The sequence below is a fragment of the Streptomyces sp. NPDC001890 genome, from assembly GCF_042891445.1.
Lineage (GTDB): Bacteria > Actinomycetota > Actinomycetes > Streptomycetales > Streptomycetaceae > Streptomyces.
Genome location: NZ_JBIATE010000039.1, coordinates 1 through 23,370 on the forward strand (window position 1 = coordinate 1; position 23,370 = coordinate 23,370).

The window sequence follows — 23,370 nt, forward strand, 5'->3', positions numbered from 1 at the left end:
TCACACCAGCCGAGTTTGAACAGCAACTGATCACGTCACGTACGCTGTCACTCGTCGCGTGAAACCCGGTGTCCACTCCCGGGGATCAACCTCACTGCACGAGGCGGTGCTCGACCGCATCGACGAGTGCGGCCTGCTCGACCTGACCCACGCGGTCCTCGACTCCGCCCACGTACGGGCCCAAAAGGGCCGGCTACCGCCGACTCAAGCACCGCTACGAACGCCACCCCCACAACTACCTGGCATTCCTCGGCCTCGCCGCCGCCCTCTGCTGCTACAAAAGGCTCATCCGACTCACCACATAGGACACCGTCGTAGTAATCACAGGGGAGCTCGCGCGAGGCATTGTCGAATCCTGTGGACTGTCTGGACAGCCCGATGACGGGTCGGTCAAACCAGCGGCTTTCGGTATCGGGCGTACTCGTTCTGCCGCCGGAACCCCACGCTCTCGCAAAGATCGTAGGGCCGGTGCGGATTTTCCGTGCCTGTGTACAGCCAGGCTGTTGCTGGACCGTACCCGCGAAGACTTCGCAGCCCGTCCAGCAGCAGGGCCCGGCCGATTCCACGGCGTCGCTTGTCCGTTCGGACGCTCAGCTTTTCGACCTCGCCCACGGTGTGGTCCTGGCGGCAGATGGAGCATAGGGCCACGCCGAGCATGTCCTGCCCGTTCCACTCAGCCGTCCAGCACGCCGGCTCGGCGGTGTCGACGAAGTCCTGGAAGGGCCACTTCTGAGTGAAACCGGTGTCCGCACGCTGCTGGGCACGATTCTCGATCCGGGACCGGGACCGGGACCGGGACGGGAAGTCCCCCGCCTTGTTCGACGCGATCCTCGCCGATACGGGCATCAAGGTTGCGCTCAGCGGCGTCCGGACGCCGAGAATGAACTCGGTTATGGAGAGGCGGGTGCAGACCTGTCGGCGCGAACTGCTGGACCGCACCTCGATCTGGAATCAGCGGCATCTGCTCCACGCCTTGCCCGTGTTCGAACGGTTCTACAACTCCCATCAGCCGCATCAGGGCATCGAGAATGCCCGCTCGCTGTATCCATTTCCCACACCGATCGCTGTTCCGGACGCGATCGCCCACCTCGACATACGCCGCCGCGATCGTCTCGGCGGCATACTCCACGCGTACCGCCATGCCGCATGACCTCATGCGGATGACGTTTTCGGCAAGGGCACCTTCATCGCCGTGGTGGTCCTGGCTCTGACAGGCCATTTGGCCGCGGCCCCTGCCGTGACCGTGCTCGGCGGCGGAATGAGCGCTGTTGGTGGCATTCAGGTGACCGTCAGCATCCGGCGCTGAAGCGTTGCCCCTGCCATGTCCGCCGTGTCACTGCGGCTTCCCGGAGGCTGCGCGGTCGTGTCGGACGGTCGGAGAGCCGGAAGGCCGAAGTGCTCCCACCACCTTCCCGGTGAGCGGGAACCGCCACCTGCGCCGGGCCACCTCTTCCTGTCAGGCTCCGATCCGCCGTGGTTCCACCGCCCGTGCCCCGCCCGAGGGGCCGGGCCGCAGGGAGGACGTGACAGATCATGAAGGGCGCGCAGACCATCGCCCGGCTCGCGGACTGGGCCGCGCAGAGATACGGGGATGAGGAGGCCCTCGTCTTCGGCGAGGAGCGTTGGACGTTCGCGGAGCTGCGCGACCGGGTCGACCGGATGGCACGCGCGGTGATCGCTCAGGGGGTGCGCCCGGGTGACCCGGTCGCTGTGTGGGCGCCCAACAGTGCCCGCTGGGTGGTGGCCGCGCTGGGCACGGTGGCGGCAGGCGGGGTGCTGGTCCCGGTGAACACCCGCTACAAGGCGGCCGAGGCCGCCGACATCCTGCGCCGGTCCCGCACCCGGCTCCTGTTCACCGAGCACGATTTCCTGGGTACGGACTACCGGGCGCTGCTTGCGGCCTCGGGTGAGGAACTCCCGCTCCTGGAGCGGACGGTGACCTTGCACTCCGCGGACTGGTCTCGATTCCTCTCGGGTGCGGACCGGGTGACCGGGGAGGAGCGGCTGGCCCGTACCGCCGCCGTGCGCCCCGCCGACACCGCCGACATCCTCTTCACCTCCGGCACCTCCGGCTGCCCCAAGGGCGTGCCCACCACCCACGGACAGAACCTGCGCGTCTACGACGCCTGGGCGCGTACGGTCACCCTCCGGCGTGGCGATCGTTACCTCCTCGTCAACCCGTTCTTCCACACCTTCGGCTACAAGGCCGGTGTCCTCGCCTGCCTGCTGCGCGGGGCGACGATCGTCCCGGAGCGGGTGTTCGACACGGGGGCCGTCCTCAGGCGGATGCAGGACGAGCGGATCTCCGTCCTGACCGGTGCGCCGACGGTCTTCACCTCGCTCATCCATCATCCCGAGCGCGAGACGTACGACCTCACGTCGATGCGGATGGCGGTCACGGGCGCCGCGAACATCCCCACCGCGCTCATCGAGCAGATCAGGACGTGCCTCGGCGCTCGAAGCGTCAACACCGCGTACGGACTGACCGAGTCGACAGGCGTGGTCGCGATCTGCCCGCCGCACGAGTCCCCGGAGACACTGGCCCGCACCTTCGGGACGGCTCTGGAGGGCACGGAGTTGCGCGTCGACGGACCGCCCGGGGAGCCCGGGGAGATCCTCACCCGCGGCTACCACGTGATGCAGGGCTATCTCGACGACCCCGAGGCCACTGCCCAGGCCGTCGACGCGGACGGCTGGCTGCACACCGGGGACGTGGGTGTCCTCGACGAGCGCGGCTTCCTGCGGATCACCGACCGGCTGAAGGACATGTTCGTGGTGGGCGGCTTCAACGTGTACCCGGCGGAGGTGGAGCAGGTGCTGCGCGGCCACCCGGCCGTCCTGGACGTGGCGGTCGTGGGCGCGCCGGACGCGCGGCTCGGGGAGGTCGGCGTCGCCTACTGCGTACCGGCGGCCGGGGCTCCGATCGACGCGGTGGAGCTGACCGCGTACACGCGTGAGCGGCTGGCGAACTTCAAGGTCCCGCGTGCCTTCCGCTCCGTACCGGCCCTGCCGCACAACGCGGCGGGCAAGGTCGACAAGAACGCGCTGCGGCGGCCGGCGGGGAACACCACCACCCGATGAGGAGAGTACGAACGTGAACGACAGCATCACCGAGTCCGTCGATGTCGATGTGGTGGTCGTCGGAGCGGGCGTCACCGGTCTGTACGCCGTGCACAAGTTGCGCGGTCTCGGCCACAGCGTGCGCGGCTTCGAGCGGGGCGACGACGTGGGCGGCGTCTGGTACTGGAACCGCTATCCGGGCGCCCGCTGCGACGTGGAGTCCGTGGACTACTCGTACTCCTTCGACGAGGATCTACAGCAGGAGTGGGACTGGAGCGAGAAGTACGCCGCCCAGCCGGAGATCATCCGCTATCTGCACCATGTCGCCGACCGCTTCGACCTGCGCCGCAGCTACACCTTCTCGACCTCGGTGACCTCGGCCGAGCTGGACGAGGAAACGCTGCGCTGGACGGTCCGCACGGACGGCGGCGAGGTGGTGTCGGCCCGGTTCTGCGTCTTCGCCGTCGGCTGCCTCTCCAGCACCCACGTACCGGACATCGCGGGGGCCGGGGAGTTCACCGGCGCCACCTACCACACTGGTGCCTGGCCCCACGCGGGCGTCGACTTCAGCGGCCTGCGCGTCGGGGTGATCGGCACCGGCTCCTCCGGCATCCAGGCGATCCCGCTGATCGCCGCGCAGGCGGCGCACCTCACCGTCTTCCAGCGCAGCGCCAACTTCAGCATCCCGGCGGGCAACGAGCCACTGGACGACGCGACGCGCCGCCGGCAGAAGGCCGGCTACGCCGAGCGGCGGCGGCTGTCCCGGCTCAGCGGTGGCGGTTCGCCCCACACGGCACACGCGTCGGCGACGTTCGACGTGTCCCCCGAGGAGCGGCGGGCCGCGTTCGAGGAGCGCTGGGATCTCGGCGGTGTCCTGTACTCCAAGACGTTCCCGGACCAGCTCACCGACCGCACGGCGAACGACGCGGCACGCGCGTTCTGGGAGAAGAAGGTCCGTGCCATCATCGAGGACCCGGCCGCCGCCGACCTGCTCGTCCCCACCGACCATCCGATCGGCACCAAGCGGATCGTCACCGACTCGCACTACTACGAGACGTTCAACCGCGACGACGTACGCCTCGTCAGCCTGCGGGGGAACGCGATCGAACGCATCGAGAACACCGGGATCGTGCTGGCCGACGGCACCCGTGTGGAGCTGGACGCGATCGTGTACGCGACCGGCTTCGACGCGATGACCGGCGCGATCGACCGGGTGGACGTCCGCGGGCGTGGCGGCCGGACGCTGAAGGACGTCTGGAGCGAGGGCCCCCGGACCTATCTGGGCCTGAGTGTCGACGGCTTCCCGAACCTGTTCAACCTCACCGGCCCCGGCAGTCCGTCCGTGATGGCCAACGTCGTGCTGTGCGCCGAGCAGCACGTCGACTGGCTCGGCGACTGCCTGGGCCATCTGGACGAGCACGGCTACCGCGCGATCGAGGCGAGCGGGGAAGCCGTCGAGCAGTGGGGCGCGCAATGCCGCGACCGGGCCGCGGCCACACTGTTCCCGGCGGCGAACTCCTGGTACCTGGGGGCCAACATACCGGGGAAGCCGCGGGTGTTCATGCCGTTCATCGGTGGCTTCGGGGTGTACGGGGAGATCATCGCGGACGTCGCTGCCTCGGGGTACGAGGGGTTCGCGCTGATACGGGACTGAGGCGGGGCCGACGGTACGTCCATGCGGCGTCCGTCATGCGGGAACGCGCTCCGCCCCCACCTGATCGGGTGGGGGCGGAGCGCGCACGTACGCGGCGGTCAGTTCGGGGCGAGGATCGCGCGCAGGGCGGCGAAGGCGGCCTCCCGGGCCTCGGCCGCTACGGACAGGGCGCCCGCCATGGAGAGGAAACCGTGGAACATCCCCGGGTGGTGGTGGGCCTCCACCGGAACGCCCGCCGCGGCAAGGGCGTCCGCGTACGCCAGTCCGTCGTCCCTCAGGGGATCGAAGCCGGCGGTGACGACCTGGGCCGGCGGGAGCCCGGACAGGTCGGCGCCCGCCAGCGGGGCCGCGTAGGGACTGGTGCGAGCCGCCGGGTCCGGCAGGTAGCCGTCCCAGTACCAGCGCAGATGATCCGAGGTGAGGAAGTAGCCCTGGGCGTTCTCCCGGTGCGAGGGGCGGGAGCGGGTGGGGTCGAGCATCGGGTAGTAGAGCGCCTGGCAGGCGATCTCGGGGCCGCCCCGGTCGCGGGCGAGCAAGGTCAGCACGGTGGCGAGGTTGGCGCCCGCGCTGTCCCCGGCGACGGCGATCCGGCGGCCCGGGAAGGTCGCCGCCGTCCACAGCAGGGCCGTGTAGGCGTCTTCGGGGGCGGCCGGGAAGGGGTGCTCGGGGGCCCGGCGGTAGTCGACGGAGACGACGACCGCTTCCGTGGCGCGGGCCAGGGAGCGGCAGAAGCCGTCGTGGCTGTCGAGGTCGCAGAGGACGAAGCCGCCCCCGTGGCAGAACACGATGACGGGGGCGGTCTCGTGGGCAGTCGGTTCGTAGACGCGTACGGGCACGCCGTCGGCGTCCTCGTCCGAGACCCGGGCGACGGGGGGCGGGAGGACGGGCGGGCGGGGGCGGGCGGCGAAGAAGGCGCGTACCTCGGCGATGTCCGTCATCTCCGTCGCCAGCGGTGGGAAGCCCGCGGTGGCCAGGTCGATGACCGCCTGGACTTCGGGGTCGGGTCGGTTCACGCGTCCGTTCCCTTCGGAGTGAGGACCGGCATGCGGCCCGCCGACGCTCCGCCGTCCACGGCGAGTTCGGCGCCGGACAGGTACGAGGAGTCATCGGAGGCGAGGAAGGCGACGAGGTGGGCAACCTCCACGGGCTGCCCCACCCGTCCGAGCGGCGTGCCGGGATGCTTCTCGGTTCCGAGGTGGGCGGTCATCGCCGTGGCGATGGCGCCCGGGTGGACGGAGTTGACCCGGATGCCGTCCGCACCGAGCTCCAGCGCGGCCGTCCTGGTCAGGCCGCGCAGCCCCCACTTCGCGGCTCCGTAGGCGCCGTGCCCCCACACGCCCTGGAGGCCGGCCTGCGAGGAGATGTTGACGATGGACCCGCCGCCGTTCGCGCTCATCGCCCCGGCGACGGCACGGACGCCGAGGAAGGGGCCGATCAGGTTGACGCGGAGGATCGCCTCCAGGCGGTCCGGGTCCTCCTCCGTGATGGGCGAGGTGGAGTAGATCGCGGCGTTGTTGACGAGGACGTCGAGTCGGCCGAAGGCGTCCAGGGCGGTGGCCACGGCGGCCGCCCAGGACCGCTCGTCGGTCACGTCGTGGTGCACGAAGCGGGCGACGGGGCCGAGGGAGGCGGCCGTCGCCGCTCCCTCGGCCTCCAGGACGTCGGTGAGGACGACCTTCGCCCCGAGGGCGGTGAACAGGCGGGCCTCGGCCTCGCCCATGCCGCGTGCCGCGCCGGTGACCAGCGCGACCTTTCCTGTGAGATCGACGGGCATCAGCGGTTCTCCTCGGTCGGTCGGAGGGTCGGGCCGGTCGTCCAGCCGCCGTCGACGGCCAGTTCGGCGCCGGTGACGTACGAGGCGGCGTCCGAGAGCAGGAAGGCGACCGTGTGCGCGATCTCCCGGGGTTCACCGACTCGGCCCATGGGTGTGTTCGGGTACTTTCCCTCGCCGCGCTCGATGCCGACGTGGGCGGTCATCGGAGTGTGGATCATGCCGGGGTGTACGGAGTTGACGCGGATCCGGTCGGCTGCGAGCTCCACCGCGCCGAGCTTGGTGAGCCCGCGCACTCCCCACTTGGCCGCCCCGTAGCCGGCGGTCTTCGCCAGGCCCATGAGGCCGGCCGCGGAGGAGATGTTGACGATGGAACCGCCGCCGTTCTCCCGCATCACCGGGATCACGGCCCGCATACCGAGGAAGACGCCGGTGAGGTTGATGTCGAGGACGCGGCGGAACGCCTCGGCCGGCTGTTCCTCCAGGAGGTGGGAACCGCCGGAAATGCCCGCGTTGTTCACCAGTCCGTCCACCTGTCCGAAGGCGGCCACCGCGAACTCCACCACCTCGCGCCAGTCGTCCTCGGAGGTGACGTCGTGGCGGACGAACCGGGCGTCGGCGCCGAGCCTCCGGGCCGCGGCCCGCCCCTCCTGCGCGCGTACGTCGGTGAGCACGACCCGGGCGCCCGCCTCGGCGGCCACCCGTCCGGCCTCCGCTCCGATCCCTCGCGCTCCACCGGTGATGATCACAGTCCTGCCCCGCAGATCCGCCACCGGACCCCTCACCGCTTCTCGGGGGAGCGGGTACGGGCGATGTGGTCGACCGCGAGCCAGCTGAAGGTCATGGCGGGGCCGATGGTCGCGCCGGGCCCCGGGTAGGTCTCCCCCATGACGGCGGCCGAGACGTTGCCGGAGGCGTACAGGCCGTCGATGGCGGTGCCGTCCTCCCGCAGCACCCGGGCCGTGGGGTCGGTGACCAGGCCGCCCTTGGTACCGATGTCGCCCGGGTGGACGGGGATCGCGTAGTACGGGCCCTTCTCCAGCGGCGCGAGGCTGGGGTTGGGCAGCGTCGGGTCGCCGTAGTAGCGGTCGTAGACGCTGTCGCCGCGGTGGAAGTCCTCGTCGCGGCCGGCGCGGGCGAAGCCGTTGAAGCGGTCCACGGTGGCGCGCAGCCGCTCCGGGGCGACGCCGATGCGTGCGGCCAGTTCCTCGACTGTCGCGGCCTTCTTGACGAAGCCGCTTTCCAGCCACGGCTTGGGGAAGGCCTGGCCCGGGAAGAGTCCCACGAAGATGTAGCGGGCCTTGGACGTGGCGTCGAGGAGCAGCCAGGAAGGCACAGTGGTCGCCCCCGGCCTGTCGTTGGCGTACATGGCGTCGACGAACTCGTGGTACGGGGCGGCCTCGTTGGCGTAGCGCTCCCCCACCGCGTTGACGATCACCATGCCGGGGATTCCGCGGTCGGCAACGAGGAAGAACGGCTTCCCGTCGGGTGGCACCACCGACGGCGCGCCCCACACCCGGTCCATCAGGTCGGTCGCGGCTCCGAGGGCCACCGCCGGTTCCAGGGCGTCACCGGTCTGTCCGTCGGCCGCGGAGCTCCACTCGGTGGAGGTGGGCGTCGGCAGGTGTTTCTCGCGCAGCCGCTGATCGTGGGAGAAGCCCCCGGAGGCGAGGACGACACCTCCGTTCGCCCGGACGGTGAGCTCCCGGCCGTCCCTGGTGACCCGGACGCCGGTGACCCTGCCGTTCTCCTCCAGCAGTCCGGTCAGCGGGGCGGAGAGCCACAGTTCGCCGCCGAGGGTGTCGAGGGAGTGCCGCATGCGGGCGACGAGCGCCTCGCCGAGGGAAAGAAGTTCCTGGCCGGAGAGCCGGGCCTTGACCGCCTGGACGCCGGCCTTGACGGCGGTCCGGCGGCCGGCCCAGGTGCGTCCGACCATGTTGAGCTGTCGGAAGTCCTTGGAGGTGATGGTGAGGCCGTAGGTGGGCAACCCGGCACGGCGCAGGGTGGCCCGCTGTTCCGGGCCGAGTTTCTTGAGGTCGAAGATCTGCGGTTCGATGGAACGGCCCTGCGGGTAGCCGCCGAGCCGCTCGGGGTAGTAGTCGGAGTAGCCAGGGGTGTAGACGAACCGCACGGCCGTACGGTCATGGAATTCCCGCACCATCCGTGGTCCGTACGCGACATAGGCGTCCTTGCGTGCGGCGGGGACCCGGTCGCCGACCGTGGCGTCCAGATAGGCGCGGGCCTTCTCCGGGGTGTCGCCGAGCCCGGCGGCGTCCAGGTGGAAGTTGTCCGGGACCCAGATCGCGCCGCCGGACAGGGCGGTCGAGCCGCCGTAGACGTCGGTCTTCTCCACCACCAGGGCGCTCAGTCCGCGCAGCCGGGCGGTGATGGCCGCGGCCAGACCGGCGGCACCGGAGCCGACGACCACCACGTCGTACGTGTGGTCCCACGTGTCGTTCATCGCGTTCTCCCTGATCTTGTCGGGTGGGTCGGCAGCCGGGGCGGGCCGTCCCCCGTCCCGGCCCCCGGGTCAGCGTGCGGCGATACGGGCATCGGTGAGGACCGGCGCGTCGTCGCGGTCCGCGGCCGTGGCCGTCAGCCGGTAGCCGTCGGAGGTGTCCCAGACACGCAGCCGCAGGGTCTCGCCGGGGTAGAACACCCCGGCGAAGCGGGTGCGGCAGCCGGTGACCGCGCTCGCGTCGCCGTCGAGCAGACGGTCGGTGACCGCTTTGACCGCCATCCCGAAGGAGCAGAGGCCGTGCAGGATGGGGCGGTCGTGGCCCGCGCGGCGGGCGATGGCGGGGTCGGCGTGCAGCGGGTTCCAGTCCCCGGTGAGCCGGTAGAGCAGTGCCTGCTGACGGAGCGTCGGGATCTCGGTCACCAGGCCGGGTGCGCGGTCGGGCGCGGGAAGGCGCTCGGAGGGGCCGCGGTCGCCGCCGAAGCCGCCCTCCCCGTGGACGAAGATCTGGTTGCGCTGGGTGATCAGCGGCGCGCCGTCCTCGCCGAGGAGGGTGGACTCCTGGACGATGACGGCGGCCTTGCCCTTGTCGTACACGGCCGCGGCCCGGGTGACCGCGGTCGCACGGGCCGCGGTGGGCAACGGGCGGTGCACCGTGATCTCCTGGCCGCCGTGCAGCACGTTCGCCAGGTCGATGTCGACGCCCGGCAGGTCGAAGACCTGGAAGCCGACGCCACCGGTGCCGCCCGCGACGACTCCGAAGGTGGGCAGGACCTGGAGGCCCCGCTCGGATCCTTCGTAGACGTACCGCAGTTCGCGCGGGTCGGTCTCGGGGACGCCCGCTCCGAGCGCCAGGTGGTAGAGCCGAACGTCGCGCTCGTCCCACGTGACTTCGGTGCGCACCGGAGGCGCGGAGGTCGCCTTCGCGACGTCGAGGGCCATCAGAACGCGCCCACGGCGTAGCGGCTGCGGAAGAACAGCAGCGGCCGGCCGTCCTCGCCGGCGTCGAGCGCCACCACCTGTGCGGTGACCAGGTGGTGGTCCCCGGCTTCGTGCACGGCGTGCAGCTCGCACTCCACATGGGCCAGGGCTCCGTCGACGCGCACGGTCCCGTGCTCGCCGACGCGCCACCGCACCCCGGCGAACTTGTCGGGTCCGCTGCGGCCGAGGGCGGCACAGGTGGCCTGCTGGTCCTCGGCAAGGATGTTGACGCAGAAGCGGCCCGACCGCTCGATCCTCGGCCAACTGGTGGAGTTCTTGCCGACGGCCAGCATGACCAGCGGGGGGTCGAGGGACAGCGAGGCGAAGGACTGGCAGGCGAACCCGACGGGCTCCGCGCCGTCGAGTGTCGCCACCACCGTGATGCCACTGGCGAAACGTCCGAGCACGTCCCTGAATTCGGAGGGGGCGATCAGCCGTTCCACTGGTGGCCCCAGAAGCTGTCGGCAGTGATCTCCTTGGCCACCCAGGTGGCGGGGTCGACGATCAGCCCGTCCCAGCCGTACTCGACCTGGAAGCCCCCGGGGGCCTGGGCGTAGAACGACACCATGCGGTCGTTGGTGTGGCGGCCGAGGCTGGACGCGATGGGGATGCCCGCGGCCTGCATGCGGTCGAGGCCCCGGCCCACGTCGTCGAGGGTCTCCAGCTCGACCATGAAGTGCACGATGCCTGGAGGCAGCGCGCCGGGGTAGAGCCCGAGGCTGTGGTGACGGCGGTTGGGGCTCAGGAAGTGCATCCAGTGGAACTCCCGCTGTTCAGCGGCGGTCGGGACGGCCTGCGACGGAAGCTTCATGGAGTCGCGGAGCTGGAAGCCCAGCAGGTTCTCGTAGAAGTCGAGCGCGGCTTCGATGTCCGGTACCGGGAGCACGACGTGGCCGAGGCCGAGGTCTCCGGTGACGAAGCGATTGCCGTACGGGGTGCCGAGCGCGCTGTGGTCCTGTGCCTGGCCCCAGTAGATCTCCAGCGGGTTGCCGCCCGGGTCCGTGACGTGGATCAGGCCGCGGACGCGGCGCTCGGCCAGCTCGGCGGGGTCGGCGGCCTTGACGGCGACTCCCGCCGCTTCCAGCTCGTCGGCTGCGCGCAGCAGTTCGGCGGCGTTCGCCACCTCCCAGCCGGCCGCGAGGAGCCGGTCGCTCTCGCCCGCCTGGATCACGATGCGGTACGCGCGGTCGTCCAGGCGCAGGCAGAGGGTGTCCTCGGTGGTGCCGGATGCCTCCACCATGCCGAGGACGTCGAGGGCGTAGCGCCGCCAGTCGTCCAGCGTGGTGGTCTCCAGGCGAAGGTAGCCGAGAGCACGGATGTCCATGGTGAGCACCTCTTGTGTCGTGACGAAAGGTCAGGGGAGGTCAGGGGGGATTCAGTGGGAGAAGAAGTCGACGGCGAGGCGGTTGAACTCGTCGGCCTGCTCGGTCTGGGCCCAGTGCCCGCAGTGCGGGAAGACGTGCAGGCGGGCGTCGGGAATGGTCTTGAGGGCGACCAGCGCGCCGTCGAGGGGGTTGACGCGGTCCTCGCGGCCCCAGGTGAGCAGCACCGGCTGGGTGATCCGGTGGGCCTCGCGCCAGAGCATCACGTCCTCGGCCCAGGCGGGATTGGCGAAGGAGGCCGCCATCCGGGCGTTGCCGAGCCGGGTGTCGGGGTCGCTGGCCGAGGCCCAGCGTTCCTCGACCAGTTCGTCGGTGACGATCGACTGGTCGTACGCCATGACTTCGAGGAAGGCGCGCAGTTGCTCCTTGGCCGGCTCGGGTGCGGCGCTGAACTCGAAGAGGCGCTTGATGCCCTCGGTGGGGTCGGGTGCGAAAAGGTTGACGGAGACCCCTCCGGGGCCCATCAGAAGGAGCTTGCCGACCTTGTCGGGGTGGTTCAGGGCCATGCGGACAGCGGTGCCGCCGCCGAGGGAGTTTCCGATGAAGTGCGCCTGGTGGATGCCGAGTTCGTCCATCAGGGCGGCGACGGCGTCCGCGCTGAAGCTGAAGTAGTCCTTGTCGAGTTCCGGTTTGTCCGAGCGGCCGAAGCAGGGCTGGTCGACGAGGAGGGTGCGGAAGTGCTCGGCGAGGACGGGGAGGTTGCGGCCGAAGTTGCTCCAGGCGGAGGCGCCGGGACCGCCACCGTGGAGCATGATGACGACGGGTGCCTCGTGCGGGCGGCCGGCGGGCGCGGCCTCGTGGTAGTGGAGGGTGAGTCCCGCCGCCTTGACGGTGCGGGAGGTCGACTCGTGGGTGAGCTCAGCCATCTGCAACGCCTCTCAGGCCATGGTGTCTTGGATGTCGATGCCGAGCGCGCTCTGCCCGTACAGGAGCAGTGCCCGCTCCGGGTCGTTGGCGGCGTGGCCGCGACCGGTGTGGGCGTCGCGCCAGGCGCGCTGGACGAGACCGGGGCCGGTGCGCATGGCGTTGCCGCCGGAGTTCTCCATCAGCAGGTCGACCGCCGCGACTGCGCGTTCGGTGGCGAGCACCTGGTCGCGCCGGGTGCGCGTGCGCAGCTCCATCGGGATCTCCTCGCCGCGCTCGGCGAGGGCGTACATCTCGCCCATGTTGCGGGTGAGCTGCAGCCAGCTCGCGTCGATGTCGCCGGCGGCGCGGGCGATGCGGACCTGCGCGAAGGGGTCCTCGACGACCTTCTGTCCGTACGAGACACGGATCCGCTGTCTGGTGGCCTCGACGCAGGCGTCGAAGGCTCCCTCGGCGATGCCGACGATCGGGGTGGAGATGGTGGTGGTGAACACTCCGGCGTAGGGCAGCCGGTACAGCGGCTCGGGGTTGATTTCGTGGCCGGGCACCTTCAGGGCGGTGACCGGGCCGAAACTCAGGGCGCGGTGCTCGGGGACGAAGGCGTCATCGACGACGATGTCGTTGCTGCCGGTGCCGCGCAGGCCGACGGTGTCCCAGACGTCGTCGACGCGGTAGTCGGAACGGGGGACGAGGAAGACCCGCATGTCGACCGGGTTGCCCTCGCCGTCGGTGACGAGGCAGCCGAGGAGCGCCCAGCGGGCGTGGTCGCAGCCGGAGGAGAAGTGCCACCGGCCGGAGAGCCGGAAGCCGCCGGCCGCCCCGGTGGCCTTGCCGGTGGGGGCGTACGAGGAGGCGATGCGGGTCTTGGGGTCCTGGCCCCACACCTCCTGCTGGGCGCGGGGGTCGAACAGGGCGACGTGCCAGGGGTGGACGCCGACCACGGAGGCGACCCAGCCGGTCGAGCCGCACGCCTTGGCGATCTCCTTGACTGCCGTGTAGAAGAGCACCGGGTCGGCCGCGCGCCCGCCGAAGGCCCTGGGCTGGAGGAGCTGGAAGAAGCCGGTGTCCTCGATTTCGTTGACGGAGGTGTCGGGCACCCGGCGCAGTGCCTCGGCCTCGACCGCGCGTTCGCGCAGGGCGGGGGCCAGGTCACGGATCGCTGCCAGGACGTCATCGGCCATGGGGCATCCCCTTTCGGGTCGTGGTGGGGGAATGCCAGGACCGTACGGCGTGCCGTACAGCGGCGAAATGCGCTGCTCCCACTCAGCGGGAACCCCCGCACGGGAAAGGGATCTGCGGCTCAGAGCATGGGGTCGTGGACGTCCATGCCGAGGGCGTCCTGGGCGTAGAGGGCCAGAGCCCGCTCCACGTCGTTGGCCGCCTGGCCGCGGCCGGTGTGCAGGTCCCGCCAGGCGCGCTGCAGGACGCCGTCGTCCGTGCGCAGCGGCCCGCGGCCGGCGTTCTCCATGAGGAGGTCCACGGCCGTGAGGGCGCGTTCGGTGGCGAGCGCCTGGTCCCGGCGGGTGCGGGCGCGCAGCTCCGTCGGGATCTCCGCACCGCTGCGCGCGATCGTGTACAGGTCCGTCATGTTGCGGCCGAGCTGCAGTCGGGCCGCGTCGATCTCGCCGGCTGCGCGGGCGAGGCGCACCTGGGCGAAGGGGCTCTCGGCGGCCCGCCGGCCGTGGGAGGCGCGCACGCTCTCCCGGGCCGCCACGAGGTGGTCCTCGTAGGCGCCTTCGGCGATGCCCACCATCGCGGTCGAGACAGCGGTGGTGAAGACCGCGGCATACGGCAGCCGGTAGAGCGGCTCGTGGTTGATCTCGTGCCCGGGACAGCGCAGCGTGGTCACCGGGCCGTAGCCGAGCGTCCGGTGGGCGGGAACGAACGCATCCTCGACGACGATGTCGTTGCTGCCGCTGCCGCGCAGGCCGACGGTGTCCCACACGCCGTCGACGCGGTAGTCGGCGCACGGCACCAGGAAGGTCCGCACATCGACCGGCCGGCCCTCGCCGTCGGTGACGAGGCCGCCGAGCAGGGCCCAGCGGGCGTGGTCGCAACCGGCGGAGAAGCGCCACCGGCCGGAGAGCCGGAAACCACCGGCGACGGAAGCGACCTTCCCGGTGGGGGCGTGGGAGGAGCAGATCCGGGAGGCACCGTCCGCGCCCCACACCTCCTCCTGGGCCCGTGGGTCGAACTGGGCGACGTACCAGGGGTGGACGCCGAGGACCGAAGCGGCCCAGCCGGTCGAGCCACAGGCCTTGGCGATCTCGTGCACGGCCGCGTAGAAGACGGCCGGATCGGTGGCGAGTCCGCCGTACGCCCTGGGCTGGAGCAGCCGGAAGAATCCGGCGCTCTCCAGCTCCTTCACGGAGGTGTCGGGAACGCGCCGCAGTGCCTCGGTCCCGGCCGCGCGCTCGCGCAGGGCGGGGGCGAGAGCGCGGACCGCGATGAGGACGTCGTCGTCGCTCATGGCGCCCCTCCCGGATTCCGGTCTCGTCGTGTCGTGACGAGAGGGAACCTACGCGTTACTGTTCCGAGACGGAACTCCCTCTTCCCTGCACCTGCCATCCTCTGACAATCTCCACGCAATACAGGAGATCACGGACTCGGCCGGCGTCAGTCGGCCGACTCTGCGTGTGGGAGGTGCCGATGACGACCCATGCTGTCGAGGCTTCCGAGTCCGGGATGCCGCCTCTGTCCTTGCTGGAGAAGGCGGCGAAGGTGCTGAGCGCCTTCGAGAGTGCGGGGCCCCGGCTCACGCTGACCGAGGTCGTGCAGCGCTCGGGCATCCGCCGGTCCTCCGCGCACCGCATCCTTGATCAGCTGGTGCAGCTGCGCTGGCTGGAGCGCGAGGGCCGCGACTACCGGCTGGGCATGGGCATGCTGGAGCTCGGCGCCATGGCCTCGCACCACAACCGGCTGCGCCGGGCGGCACTGCCGTACCTGCACGCGCTGCACGAGTCCACCGGCCATCTGGTGCACCTCACCGTGCTCGACGGCTCCGAGGTGGTCTATCTGGAGCGGATCGGCGGGTCGGACGACTCCGGGGTGCCGTCACGGATGGGCGGGCGGCAGCCGGCCTACTGCACCGCGTCGGGCAAGGCGATCCTGGCCTTCAGTGACGGCTCCCTGGTCGAGCAGGTGGTACGGGACGGGCTGCGGCCGCGTACCGCGCGCACCATCACCCGCCCCGATTCCTTCCGTCATGAGCTGGCGAGGACGAGGGCGCGCGGCGTGGCCTTCGACCATGAGGAGGGGTACCGGGAGGTCTTCTGCGTGGCCGCTCCGCTGCGTGGCGCGGGCCGGGCGGTCGCCGCGATCTCGGTGTGCGGCCACGGTGTCCACCGGGAGATGGAACGGCTCGCCCCGGCTGTACGCGGCTGCGCACGGTCGGTGTGGCAGTCGCTGTTCGGTCCGGGGCGGCAGTCGGAGAAGCGGGCGGTCGGCGCGGTGGCCGCTCCGGGGGTTCCGCAGCCCTCTATGGACAACATGATGGCCTGGCTGCGCTTCAGCGACTGGATGTGAGGCGTGCCCGCAGGGCGGCGAGTCCGGTGCCGTAGGTGCCGTCCCCGAAGAGGGCCTCCACCTCGGACACCACGTCGTCCGCGCTCCGGTAGGCGGCCGACCATGTCACCTCGGCCCCGTCGGGGTGCGGACGCACGGCGAGCGTCGCCACATAGTCGTGGACCGGGAGCGCGACGGGGTCGAGGAGGGTGTAGCGGTACGAGCGGGCAGCGGCGTCGCGGTCGAGCAGGCGCTCCCGGGCGACGGCCTTTCCGTCGACCGCGAAGACCCGGACGGCGCCGGGGACTTCGGGGTCAGCGCCGTCCTCCAGGGTGGACGGCGGCAGGTGCGGGTGCCAGTCGGCGAGAGTGCCGAAATCACCGATGACCGCCCACACGGCGTCGGGCGTGGCCGCGAGCGTAATGGAGCGTTCGAGCGTGCGGGGCTTCATGGTCGTCTCCTCGGTACGGGTCGGGTACGGGTCGGGTACGGGTGCGGAGCCGGGTCCGCGGCCTCGTACGGTTCGTCACCAGGTGCTGTCGCCGCGCAGGACCGCGTCGGCGCCCCCGTCGGCGAAAACGACCTGCCCGGTCACGACCGTGTTCTCGGGCGAGGCCAGCCATGCGATCAGCGGGGCGATCTGCTCGGGGCGGGCGTGACCGTCCAGCGGCATCGGCACGCTCCGCTCGACGAGCGCCCGCGTCTGCGGATCGTCGAGCAGTGGGCGTGTCAGGGGCGTGACGACCACGCCGGGGGCCACGGCGTTGAGCGGGACACCCGCGCCGGCCCAGTCGTCGGTGGCGGCGGCGCGACGGACCCAGCGGGAGATCGCCGCCTTGGAGGAGGAGTACACGAGGTGCCCCTCGCCGCGGTCCACGGCGGCCCGTGCGGCGTCCACCGCCGCCGCCTCGTCCCCGGCGAGCGCGGCGGCCACGATCGCGGGGTCCGTGGGATGGACGGAGTCGATGGAGCCGACGACGACGGCCCGCGGATCGGTACCGGCCGCCAGCAGCGGCCGCAGACCGTCGAGCGTGGCCACGGCACCGAAGTGGTTGACCTTGATGGTGAGGGGGTCGAAGTGCGCGACGCCCGCGCAGGAGACGACGGCGTCGAGACGACCGCCGGTCAGCTCGCGGGCCCGGACGACGAGTTCGGCCCGCCCCTGCGCCGTGGCCAGGTCGGCGCGGATGTCGCCGTCGTCGAGGTCGGCGCCGATGACGGTGTGGCCCCGCTGCGCCAGGAAGGCCACGGTGGCCTTGCCGATGCCGGAGGCCGATCCGGTGACCAGGCAGGTACGCGACATGGTGGGTTCCTCTTCAGGAGTAGGTGATCTCTACCCGGTCGGTGAGGGGGAGGGCCTGGCAGGCCAGGACGTATCCCTCGGCGATGTCCCGGTCGTCCAGGGCGTCGTTGCGGAGCATCTTGACCTCGCCCGCCACGACGCGGCAGGTACAGGCACTGCAGGCGCCCTCCCGGCAGGAGTACGGGGCGTCCACGCCCGCGGCCAGGAGCACGTCGAGCAGCGGAGCGGAGGGCGGCCAGTCGACCGTGTGGGTCTCGCCGTCGAGCTCGACCTCGGCCGTGCCGCCGCCCCCGGCCGCCGTGTCCGGCGGCACCGCGGGGGCGTCGAAGACGTCCGCGTCGAGAGAGAAGAACCGTTCCCGGTGAATCCGGTCGCCAGGCGCGCCGAGCGTGCACAGGGCCTGCTCGACGGCGTCCATGAGCGGCTGCGGGCCGCACACGAATGCCTCGCGGTCGGCGTACGGCGCGAGCGTGGCGGCCAGCCGGTCCACAGCGGGCAGTCCCTGGAGCGACTCCAGCCAGTGGACCACGACCAGCCGGTGCGGGTGGTCCTGGGCCAGCGCCCGCAGTTCGTCGCGGAAGACGACCGAGGACTCGTCGCGGTTGGCATACAGCAGCACCACCCGGCCCCGGCCCTCGGCCAGGGCCGATTTGGTGATCGACAGGACCGGGGTGATGCCGCTTCCTCCGGCGACGAGCAGCAGGTCGCGGTCGAGGGAGGCAGGGGTGAAGGTACCGGCCGGGGGCAGCGCCTCCAGCTCGTCCCCCGGCGACAGGTGGTCGCAGACCCAGTTGGAGCCGTATCCGCCGGCGACCCGTTTGACGGTGATCTTCATGGGTTCACCGGTGTGGGGCGAACTGGCGAGGGAGTAACAGCGGGCGGCCGGTCGGCCGCCCGCGACGCCGGGCAGTTTCAAAGTGAGGAACTGCCCGGGGCGGTAGCTGAAGCGGTCCGCGCTCTCCGGTGGTGCCTGGAGCACCAGGGAGTGCGCGTCCGCCGTCTCGGCGATGACCTCGACGACGCGCAGCCAGTGGGTGCGGGCCCCGGTCGTGGACTCAGGCATCGGCGACCTCCGGGGCGCCGGACCCCAGGGTGCCGATCTCCAGGGTTCCGTCCTCGACCGCGCGGTCGATGCTCGACCGCAGCGCCCGGCAGGTCCGTATCCGGGCGGTGGTCCCGCACTGCCCCACCCGGTCGCGGAACTCCGCGCAGACGACGGCCGCGTCGGCGGTCCACTGCACGGAGGTGTGGGCGATGCTGAACTTCTCGCACAGGACCTGGTTGCCGCAGGTCGCACACTCCACCGCTCGCATGTCAGGCTCCGGCTTCCGTCTCCGCCGCGCGGCGGGCCAGGTTCTCCTCGACCTCCGCGCGCCATGCCTTGTTGGCACGCTGGGTGTCGATCTCGAACTCGAAGCGATGGGTCATCTCGTCCTTGACGTCGGCGACGTCGACGTAGAACTGCTCGTACCAGCGGCGCAGTTGGTAGACCGGTCCGTCCTCCTCGGTGAGCAGGGGATTGTCGATCCGGGTCTTGTTCCGCCAGATCTCCACGTCCTGTTCGAAGCCGACGGTGGCTCCCTCGGCGGTGAGCCGTGCGGCGTCGGCGGCCTGTTCGTCCGTCATCCCGGGCAGCCGCCTGACGATCGCCCCGTACTGGAGCAGGAAGCTGTCGGCGTCGATCGGGTAGTGGCAGTTGATCAGGACGATCTCCATCTCCGCGCCGCCGCCGACGTCGCTGTAGAGGTGGTCGATCATGTAGGAGGGGCCGTGGTAGGAGGCGTCGGAACGCAGGCGGCCGGAGCTGAGGGTGCCCAGTTCCATGTCTCCGCGGGGGCTGCTCTCCATGTACTGCGTGGCGACGTGGCCCTCGAAGACGTTCTTGAAGTACTCCGGGAAGGCGTAGTGGACGTAGTAGAAGTGCGCCATGTCCACGACGTTGTCCACGATCTCGCGGCAGTTGGCTCCCTCGACCCGGAGGGTCTTCCAGGTCCAGTCGCTCCACTGGTCGGCGTCCGGGCCGTGGATGCCGGCGATCTCTGGGACGGTGACCTCGGGGGGCGGCGGGTTGCCCTCGGGGTCGTTCCAGACGAAGAGCTGCTTGTTCCGTTCCAGGGAGATCCAGGCGCGGGTCCTGGCACGCGGCGGGACCCGGCGGGCGTACGGGATGCCGGCGCAGCGGCCGTTGCCGGACCAGCGCCAGTCATGGAAGGGGCAGGCGACGGCGTCGCCCTTGACGTTGCCCTGGGCGAGGTTGCCGCCCATGTGCGGGCAGTAGGCGTTCAGGACGTGCAGCTGCCCGTCGTCCTGCCCCTGGAAGACCACCAGCTTGGTGCCGAAGGCCTCGATCTCGTGCGGTTTTCCGTCCTTGAAGCCCTCGGCGAGGCCGAGGCAGTGCCAGCCGCGGGCGAAGCGTGCCGGCGGCCTGCCCGTCTCGATGACCCGGACCTCGTCGTTGAGAGCAGTCATCTCGTCCCTCCTCTTTCTGTCGGTTCAGTTCTGTGCGGCGAGTTCCACGGCGATGTCGATCAACTGGTCCTCCTGGCCGCCGACCAGGCGGCGCTCGCCCGCGCGCAGGAGGATCTCGGCGCCGGAGACGCCGTAGCGCTCCGCCTGCCGGTAGGCGTGCTTGAGAAAGCTGGAGTAGACGCCGGCGTGACCCATCAGCAGGGCGAGCCGGTCGAGTCGGCACTCGTCGTCCATGACCGGGCGGACCACGTCCTCGGCCGCGTCGATGATCTTCAGTACGTCGACGCCGGTGCGAATGCCCATCTTGGCGCAGACGGCGACCAGGGCCTCCACGGCCGTGTTGCCCGCGCCGGCGCCGAGCCGACGGGTGGAGCCGTCGATCTGCAGGGCCCCGGCCTTGACGGCGGCGATGGAGTTGCCGGTGCCGAGCGCCAGGTTCTCGTGTCCGTGGAAGCCGACCTGGGCGTCGTCGCCGAGTTCGGCCACCAGGGCCTCGACCCGGGCGGTGACGTCGTCCATGACCATGGCGCCGGCCGAGTCGACCACGTACACGCACTGGCACCCCGCGTCGGCCATGATGCGACCCTGCCGTGCCAGCTTCTCGGGTGTCGTGGAGTGGGCCATCATCAGGAAGCCCACGGTCTCCAGACCCATCTCCCGGGCGAGCCCGAAGTGCTGGTCCGCGATGTCGGCCTCGGTGCAGTGGGTGGCGATGCGGCAGATGCTCGCGCCGTTGCCGTGGGCGGCCCGGATGTCGTCCTTGACGCCGAGTCCGGGGAGCATCAGGAAGGCGATCCTCGCCCGCCGCGTGGTGTCCACCGCGACCTTGATCAGTTTCTGTTCGGGCGTCTTGGAGAAGCCGTAGTTGAACGAGGATCCGCCGAGCCCGTCGCCGTGCGTCACCTCGATCACCGGGACGCCGGCGTCGTCGAGGGCCGCGACGACGGACCGTACGTCGTCGGCGGTGAACTGGTGGCGCTTGGCATGCGAGCCGTCGCGCAGCGAGGAGTCCGTGATCCGGATGTCGAGGGTGTCCGAGTAGGGCATGCGAAGTACTCCTTACGCGCCCGGGGCGAGGATCGCCTTGGCGAACTCCTCACCGACCTTGGTGGCGGCGGCGGTCATGATGTCGAGGTTTCCGGCGTAGGGCGGCAGGTAGTCGCCCGCGCCCTCCACCTCCAGGAAGATCGCGACGCGTGCCATCCCGCCGTTCTCGGGGCTCGGATCGTCGAACTGCGGTTCGGTACGCAGCCGGTAGCCGGGCACATAGGCGGCGACCTGGTCCGCGATCTCCTTGACCGAGACGGCGATTGCGGTCCGGTCGGCGTCCTCGGGGATGGCACAGAAGACGGTGTCGCGCATGATGACGGGCGGCTCGGCCGGGTTGAGGATGATGATCGCCTTGCCGCGCCCGGCACCGCCGATGGTCTCGATGCCGCGCGAAGTGGTGCGGGTGAACTCGTCGATGTTCGCCCGGGTTCCGGGGCCGGCCGAGACGGAGGCTACCGAGGCGACGATCTCCGCGTATGCCACGGGGACGACGCGGGAGACCGCGTACACCATGGGGATGGTGGCCTGCCCGCCGCAGGTGATCATGTTGACGTTGGGCTGGTCGAGGTGCTCGTGGAGATTGGCGGGCGGTACGACGGCGGGGCCGACCGCCGCCGGGGTCAGGTCGACCGCCTTGATGCCCAGTTCGGCGTAGCGCGGGGCGTTGGCCCGGTGGACGTAGGCGCTGGTGGCCTCGAAGACGATGTCGGGCTTCTCGCTCTGTGCGAGCAGCCAGTCGACGCCTTCGTGGCTGGCCTCCAGGCCTGCTCGGGCGGCGCGGGCGAGGCCCTCGCTGCCGGGGTCGACGCCGATCATCCAGCGGGGCTCGACGTACTCGGAGCGCTGCAGCTTGTACAGCAGGTCGGTACCGATGTTGCCGGATCCGACGATGGCGGCGGTCGCCTTTGTCTTGATGGTCATGATCACCTCAGATGAACGAGAGGGAGACCGAGCCCAGCCCGGTGAACTCGGCGGTGAAGGTCGCCCCTGCCGCCACGTCGACGGCCCGGGTGCACGAGCCGGGCAGCACCACGTGCCCCTTCTTCAGGGGCACGCCGAAGCGGGCGACGGTCCGGGCGAGCCAGGCCACGGAGACGGTCGGGTCACCGAGCACGGCGTCGCTGCGCCCCTCGGCGAGGAGTTCGCCGTCGCTGGTCAGCCGGGCGTCGATCGCCTTGAGGTCGAGCTCGCGGGGGTCCCGGCCCTCCCCGATGACGTATCCGGCGGAGGAGGCGTTGTCCGCGATGGTGTCGGCGATGGTGATCCGCCAGTCGCGGATCCTGCTGTCGATCAGCTCCAGTGCGGGCACGACCCGTTCGGTGGCGGCGAGCACGTCCGCCGGGGTGCAGGCCGAGCCCGGCAGGTCGTCGCCGAGAACGAAGCCGACCTCGACCTCGACACGCGGGTGACAGTAGCGGACGCCGGGCACGGGAACGTCGGGCCGCAGTCGCATGTCATGGAGCAGATGACCGTAGTCCGGTTCGTCGACGCCCATCATCCGCTGCATGACCGGGGACGACAGGCCGACCTTGTGGCCGCGTACCTCCGCCCCGGCCGCGAGGCGGTGCCGGATGTTGACGAGCTGGATCTCGTACGCGTCCTCGGTGCCGATGCCGGGGAACGCCTCGGTGAGCGGAGCGATCGGCGTCACACCGTGTTCGGCGGAGCGCAACAGCTCGGCCGCCTCGTGTCTCTGGCGGTCCGTGAGCATGGCGGGTCCCTCCTGGGGGCGGTTGGGGCTGTCCGGCGAGGCTAGGCCGGTGCCGACGGCCCCGGGGAGCGCCGGTTCCCGGTGAGCGGGAAAGGCCACCGCCGAGGCGCCGACGGCGGCTCGGAACACGGTGCCGGCCCTGGGCCCGATGCCTCGGAGGCCCCCCTTGTCGGCCGTCGGGCCCGGGCGCCGGCCCTCGATGACGGTGATCCGGACGCCGTAACGGGCCGTCTCGGCGGCGAAGGCGAGCGCCATCGCGCGCGGCCGGGCCCGCGGCCGGCCCCGGCGACGATCACTGCGCGCCCCTGGCGCAGTCCTGTCATGGTGTGCGCCTTTCGATGAGCGATGGCCGATGGGTGAGTCAGTGATTGACGGTGGCCGCGTCCAGGAACGCCGGGCGTTCCCCGCCCCCGTGCACAAGCAGGCTGGCGCCGCTGATGTACGCGGCCCGGTCGGAGGCGAGGAAGACGCAGGCGTCGCCGATGTCGGCGGGCTCGGCGAGCCGGCCGAGCGGCACGGTGCGGCCGACGGCGGCGGTGCCGGCCCCGTCCCCGTAGTGCAGGTGGGACAGTTCGGTGCGCACCATGCCGAGGACGAGCGTGTTGACCCGCACCCGCGGCGCCCATTCCACCGCCATGGACCGGGCGAGGTTGTCCAGGCCCGCCTTGGCGGCCCCGTAGGCCGCGCTGCCCGGTGAGGGGCGGGTGCCGCTGACGCTGCCGATCATGATGACGGCCCCTCCCTCGCGTTGATGGCGCATCACCTCGTACGCGGCGAGGGAGGCGGTCAACGGGGCGACGAGGTTCAGCTCGACGACCCGGGCCTGTTGCTCGGCTCCGCCGTCACTGAGCATCCGGAACGGGGTACCCCCGGCGTTGTTGACCAGGACGTCCAGCCTTCCGTGGTCGGCGCGCACCCGGTCGAAGAAGTCCGCGACGGCGGCTGGGTCGCGCAGGTCGACGGGGAGGAAGCGGGCCGTGCGCCCGGCCGCCTCGACGGGCTTGTCCGGAGCCCTTCGCGCGCAGGTGACGACCTCCGCGCCGGCTTCGAGCAGCGCCCGGGTAATCCCGGCGCCGACGCCCCGTGTGCCGCCGGTGACGACGGCGACGGATCCCGACAGATCGATGGTGACTGCCAATGGACACCTCCCGCAGCGCGCGAAC

Annotated in this window: 23 protein-coding genes and 2 pseudogenes; 5 read left to right on the plus strand and 20 right to left on the minus strand. The window is 71.2% G+C overall.

Annotated features, from left to right (window positions below; all coding sequences use genetic code 11):
• Positions 1–188: 188 nt before the first annotated feature.
• Positions 189–305, plus strand: a pseudogene (locus ACFYY1_RS39750) (IS5/IS1182 family transposase); the annotation flags it as partial.
• An 85-nt stretch (positions 306–390) separates the two neighbouring features.
• On the opposite strand, the pseudogene ACFYY1_RS39755 reads toward ACFYY1_RS39750, so the two are convergent.
• Positions 391–750 (minus strand): annotated as a pseudogene (locus ACFYY1_RS39755) (GNAT family N-acetyltransferase); the annotation flags it as partial.
• Positions 751–814: 64 nt separating this feature from the next.
• Here ACFYY1_RS39755 and ACFYY1_RS39760 point away from each other — a divergent pair.
• The 3 genes from ACFYY1_RS39760 to ACFYY1_RS39770 all read left to right on the plus strand — a co-directional run bounded on the left by ACFYY1_RS39760 (position 815) and on the right by ACFYY1_RS39770 (position 4,714).
• The gene (locus tag ACFYY1_RS39760; RefSeq protein WP_388594668.1) at positions 815–1,150 is read left to right on the plus strand and encodes an integrase core domain-containing protein; all 336 of its coding nucleotides are present in this window, start codon (positions 815–817) and stop codon (positions 1,148–1,150) included.
• 383 nt (positions 1,151–1,533) lie between these two features.
• The gene (locus ACFYY1_RS39765) at positions 1,534–3,081 is read left to right on the plus strand and encodes a FadD3 family acyl-CoA ligase (RefSeq protein WP_388594671.1); all 1,548 of its coding nucleotides are present in this window, start codon (positions 1,534–1,536) and stop codon (positions 3,079–3,081) included.
• A gap of 13 nt (positions 3,082–3,094) precedes the next feature.
• Positions 3,095–4,714 (plus strand): flavin-containing monooxygenase, encoded by a 1,620-nt coding sequence (locus ACFYY1_RS39770; RefSeq protein WP_388594673.1) that lies wholly within the window; start codon positions 3,095–3,097, stop codon positions 4,712–4,714.
• Positions 4,715–4,812: 98 nt separating this feature from the next.
• Here ACFYY1_RS39770 and ACFYY1_RS39775 read toward each other — a convergent pair whose 3' ends face one another.
• From ACFYY1_RS39775 to hsaA (ACFYY1_RS39820), 10 genes are all read right to left on the minus strand, one after another.
• Entirely contained in the window at positions 4,813–5,727 is a 915-nt protein-coding gene (locus ACFYY1_RS39775) for an alpha/beta hydrolase (RefSeq protein WP_388594674.1), read from the minus strand.
• A complete protein-coding gene (locus ACFYY1_RS39780) occupies positions 5,724–6,488 on the minus strand; it encodes a glucose 1-dehydrogenase (protein ID WP_388594676.1) in 765 nt (254 codons plus the stop codon). The genes ACFYY1_RS39775 and ACFYY1_RS39780 overlap by 4 nt, the downstream gene beginning before the upstream one ends.
• Positions 6,488–7,258, minus strand: a complete 771-nt coding sequence (locus ACFYY1_RS39785) for a glucose 1-dehydrogenase (protein ID WP_388594678.1) — start codon at positions 7,256–7,258, stop codon at positions 6,488–6,490. The genes ACFYY1_RS39780 and ACFYY1_RS39785 overlap by 1 nt, the downstream gene beginning before the upstream one ends.
• An 8-nt stretch (positions 7,259–7,266) precedes the next feature.
• The gene (locus ACFYY1_RS39790) at positions 7,267–8,946 is read right to left on the minus strand and encodes an FAD-dependent oxidoreductase (protein WP_388594679.1); all 1,680 of its coding nucleotides are present in this window, start codon (positions 8,944–8,946) and stop codon (positions 7,267–7,269) included.
• Between the two features lie 69 nt (positions 8,947–9,015).
• The gene (locus ACFYY1_RS39795; RefSeq protein WP_388594680.1) at positions 9,016–9,885 is read right to left on the minus strand and encodes a MaoC/PaaZ C-terminal domain-containing protein; all 870 of its coding nucleotides are present in this window, start codon (positions 9,883–9,885) and stop codon (positions 9,016–9,018) included.
• Positions 9,885–10,367, minus strand: a complete 483-nt coding sequence (locus tag ACFYY1_RS39800) for a flavin reductase family protein (protein ID WP_388594682.1) — start codon at positions 10,365–10,367, stop codon at positions 9,885–9,887. Before ACFYY1_RS39800 ends, ACFYY1_RS39795 begins: the two co-directional genes overlap by 1 nt.
• Positions 10,355–11,248, minus strand: coding sequence for a VOC family protein (locus tag ACFYY1_RS39805; protein ID WP_388594684.1), 894 nt, complete (start codon positions 11,246–11,248; stop codon positions 10,355–10,357). Before ACFYY1_RS39805 ends, ACFYY1_RS39800 begins: the two co-directional genes overlap by 13 nt.
• Positions 11,249–11,299: 51 nt before the next feature.
• Positions 11,300–12,172: a 4,5:9,10-diseco-3-hydroxy-5,9,17-trioxoandrosta-1(10),2-diene-4-oate hydrolase gene (hsaD, locus tag ACFYY1_RS39810; RefSeq protein WP_388594686.1), complete on the minus strand. Its 873-nt coding sequence runs from the start codon at positions 12,170–12,172 to the stop codon at positions 11,300–11,302.
• Between the two features lie 12 nt (positions 12,173–12,184).
• Complete coding sequence (gene hsaA / locus ACFYY1_RS39815; protein ID WP_388594687.1) at positions 12,185–13,351, minus strand: 3-hydroxy-9,10-secoandrosta-1,3,5(10)-triene-9,17-dione monooxygenase oxygenase subunit; 1,167 nt, start codon at positions 13,349–13,351, stop codon at positions 12,185–12,187.
• A gap of 119 nt (positions 13,352–13,470) precedes the next feature.
• On the minus strand, positions 13,471–14,640 hold the full coding sequence (gene hsaA / locus ACFYY1_RS39820; RefSeq protein WP_388594689.1) for a 3-hydroxy-9,10-secoandrosta-1,3,5(10)-triene-9,17-dione monooxygenase oxygenase subunit: 1,170 nt from the start codon (positions 14,638–14,640) through the stop codon (positions 13,471–13,473).
• Positions 14,641–14,819: 179 nt separating this feature from the next.
• Here hsaA (ACFYY1_RS39820) and ACFYY1_RS39825 point away from each other — a divergent pair, with 179 nt between their 5' ends.
• A complete protein-coding gene (locus ACFYY1_RS39825; protein WP_388594691.1) occupies positions 14,820–15,695 on the plus strand; it encodes an IclR family transcriptional regulator in 876 nt (291 codons plus the stop codon).
• On the opposite strand, the gene ACFYY1_RS39830 is transcribed toward ACFYY1_RS39825, so the two are convergent.
• The 9 genes from ACFYY1_RS39830 to ACFYY1_RS39870 form a co-directional block, all read right to left on the minus strand.
• Positions 15,679–16,125 (minus strand): SRPBCC family protein, encoded by a 447-nt coding sequence (locus ACFYY1_RS39830; protein ID WP_388594692.1) that lies wholly within the window; start codon positions 16,123–16,125, stop codon positions 15,679–15,681. The genes ACFYY1_RS39825 and ACFYY1_RS39830 overlap by 17 nt on opposite strands.
• Before the next feature lie 75 nt (positions 16,126–16,200).
• Positions 16,201–16,977 carry an SDR family oxidoreductase gene (locus ACFYY1_RS39835; RefSeq protein ID WP_388594693.1) on the minus strand — a complete coding sequence of 259 codons (777 nt, stop codon included), beginning with the start codon at positions 16,975–16,977 and terminating at the stop codon, positions 16,201–16,203.
• A 13-nt stretch (positions 16,978–16,990) separates the two neighbouring features.
• Positions 16,991–18,040 (minus strand): 2Fe-2S iron-sulfur cluster-binding protein, encoded by a 1,050-nt coding sequence (locus ACFYY1_RS39840; RefSeq protein ID WP_388594695.1) that lies wholly within the window; start codon positions 18,038–18,040, stop codon positions 16,991–16,993.
• The gene (locus ACFYY1_RS39845; protein WP_388594696.1) at positions 18,033–18,290 is read right to left on the minus strand and encodes a hypothetical protein; all 258 of its coding nucleotides are present in this window, start codon (positions 18,288–18,290) and stop codon (positions 18,033–18,035) included. The genes ACFYY1_RS39840 and ACFYY1_RS39845 overlap by 8 nt, the downstream gene beginning before the upstream one ends.
• 1 nt (position 18,291) lies before the next feature.
• Complete coding sequence (locus ACFYY1_RS39850) at positions 18,292–19,446, minus strand: Rieske 2Fe-2S domain-containing protein (protein ID WP_388594698.1); 1,155 nt, start codon at positions 19,444–19,446, stop codon at positions 18,292–18,294.
• A gap of 24 nt (positions 19,447–19,470) precedes the next feature.
• Positions 19,471–20,493: a 4-hydroxy-2-oxovalerate aldolase gene (gene dmpG / locus ACFYY1_RS39855; RefSeq protein WP_388594699.1), complete on the minus strand. Its 1,023-nt coding sequence runs from the start codon at positions 20,491–20,493 to the stop codon at positions 19,471–19,473.
• A gap of 12 nt (positions 20,494–20,505) precedes the next feature.
• Complete coding sequence (locus tag ACFYY1_RS39860) at positions 20,506–21,417, minus strand: acetaldehyde dehydrogenase (acetylating) (RefSeq protein WP_388594701.1); 912 nt, start codon at positions 21,415–21,417, stop codon at positions 20,506–20,508.
• A gap of 7 nt (positions 21,418–21,424) precedes the next feature.
• On the minus strand, positions 21,425–22,462 hold the full coding sequence (locus ACFYY1_RS39865; protein ID WP_388594702.1) for a 2-keto-4-pentenoate hydratase: 1,038 nt from the start codon (positions 22,460–22,462) through the stop codon (positions 21,425–21,427).
• Positions 22,463–22,568: 106 nt separating this feature from the next.
• Positions 22,569–23,345: an SDR family oxidoreductase gene (locus ACFYY1_RS39870; protein WP_388594704.1), complete on the minus strand. Its 777-nt coding sequence runs from the start codon at positions 23,343–23,345 to the stop codon at positions 22,569–22,571.
• Positions 23,346–23,370 lie beyond the last annotated feature (25 nt).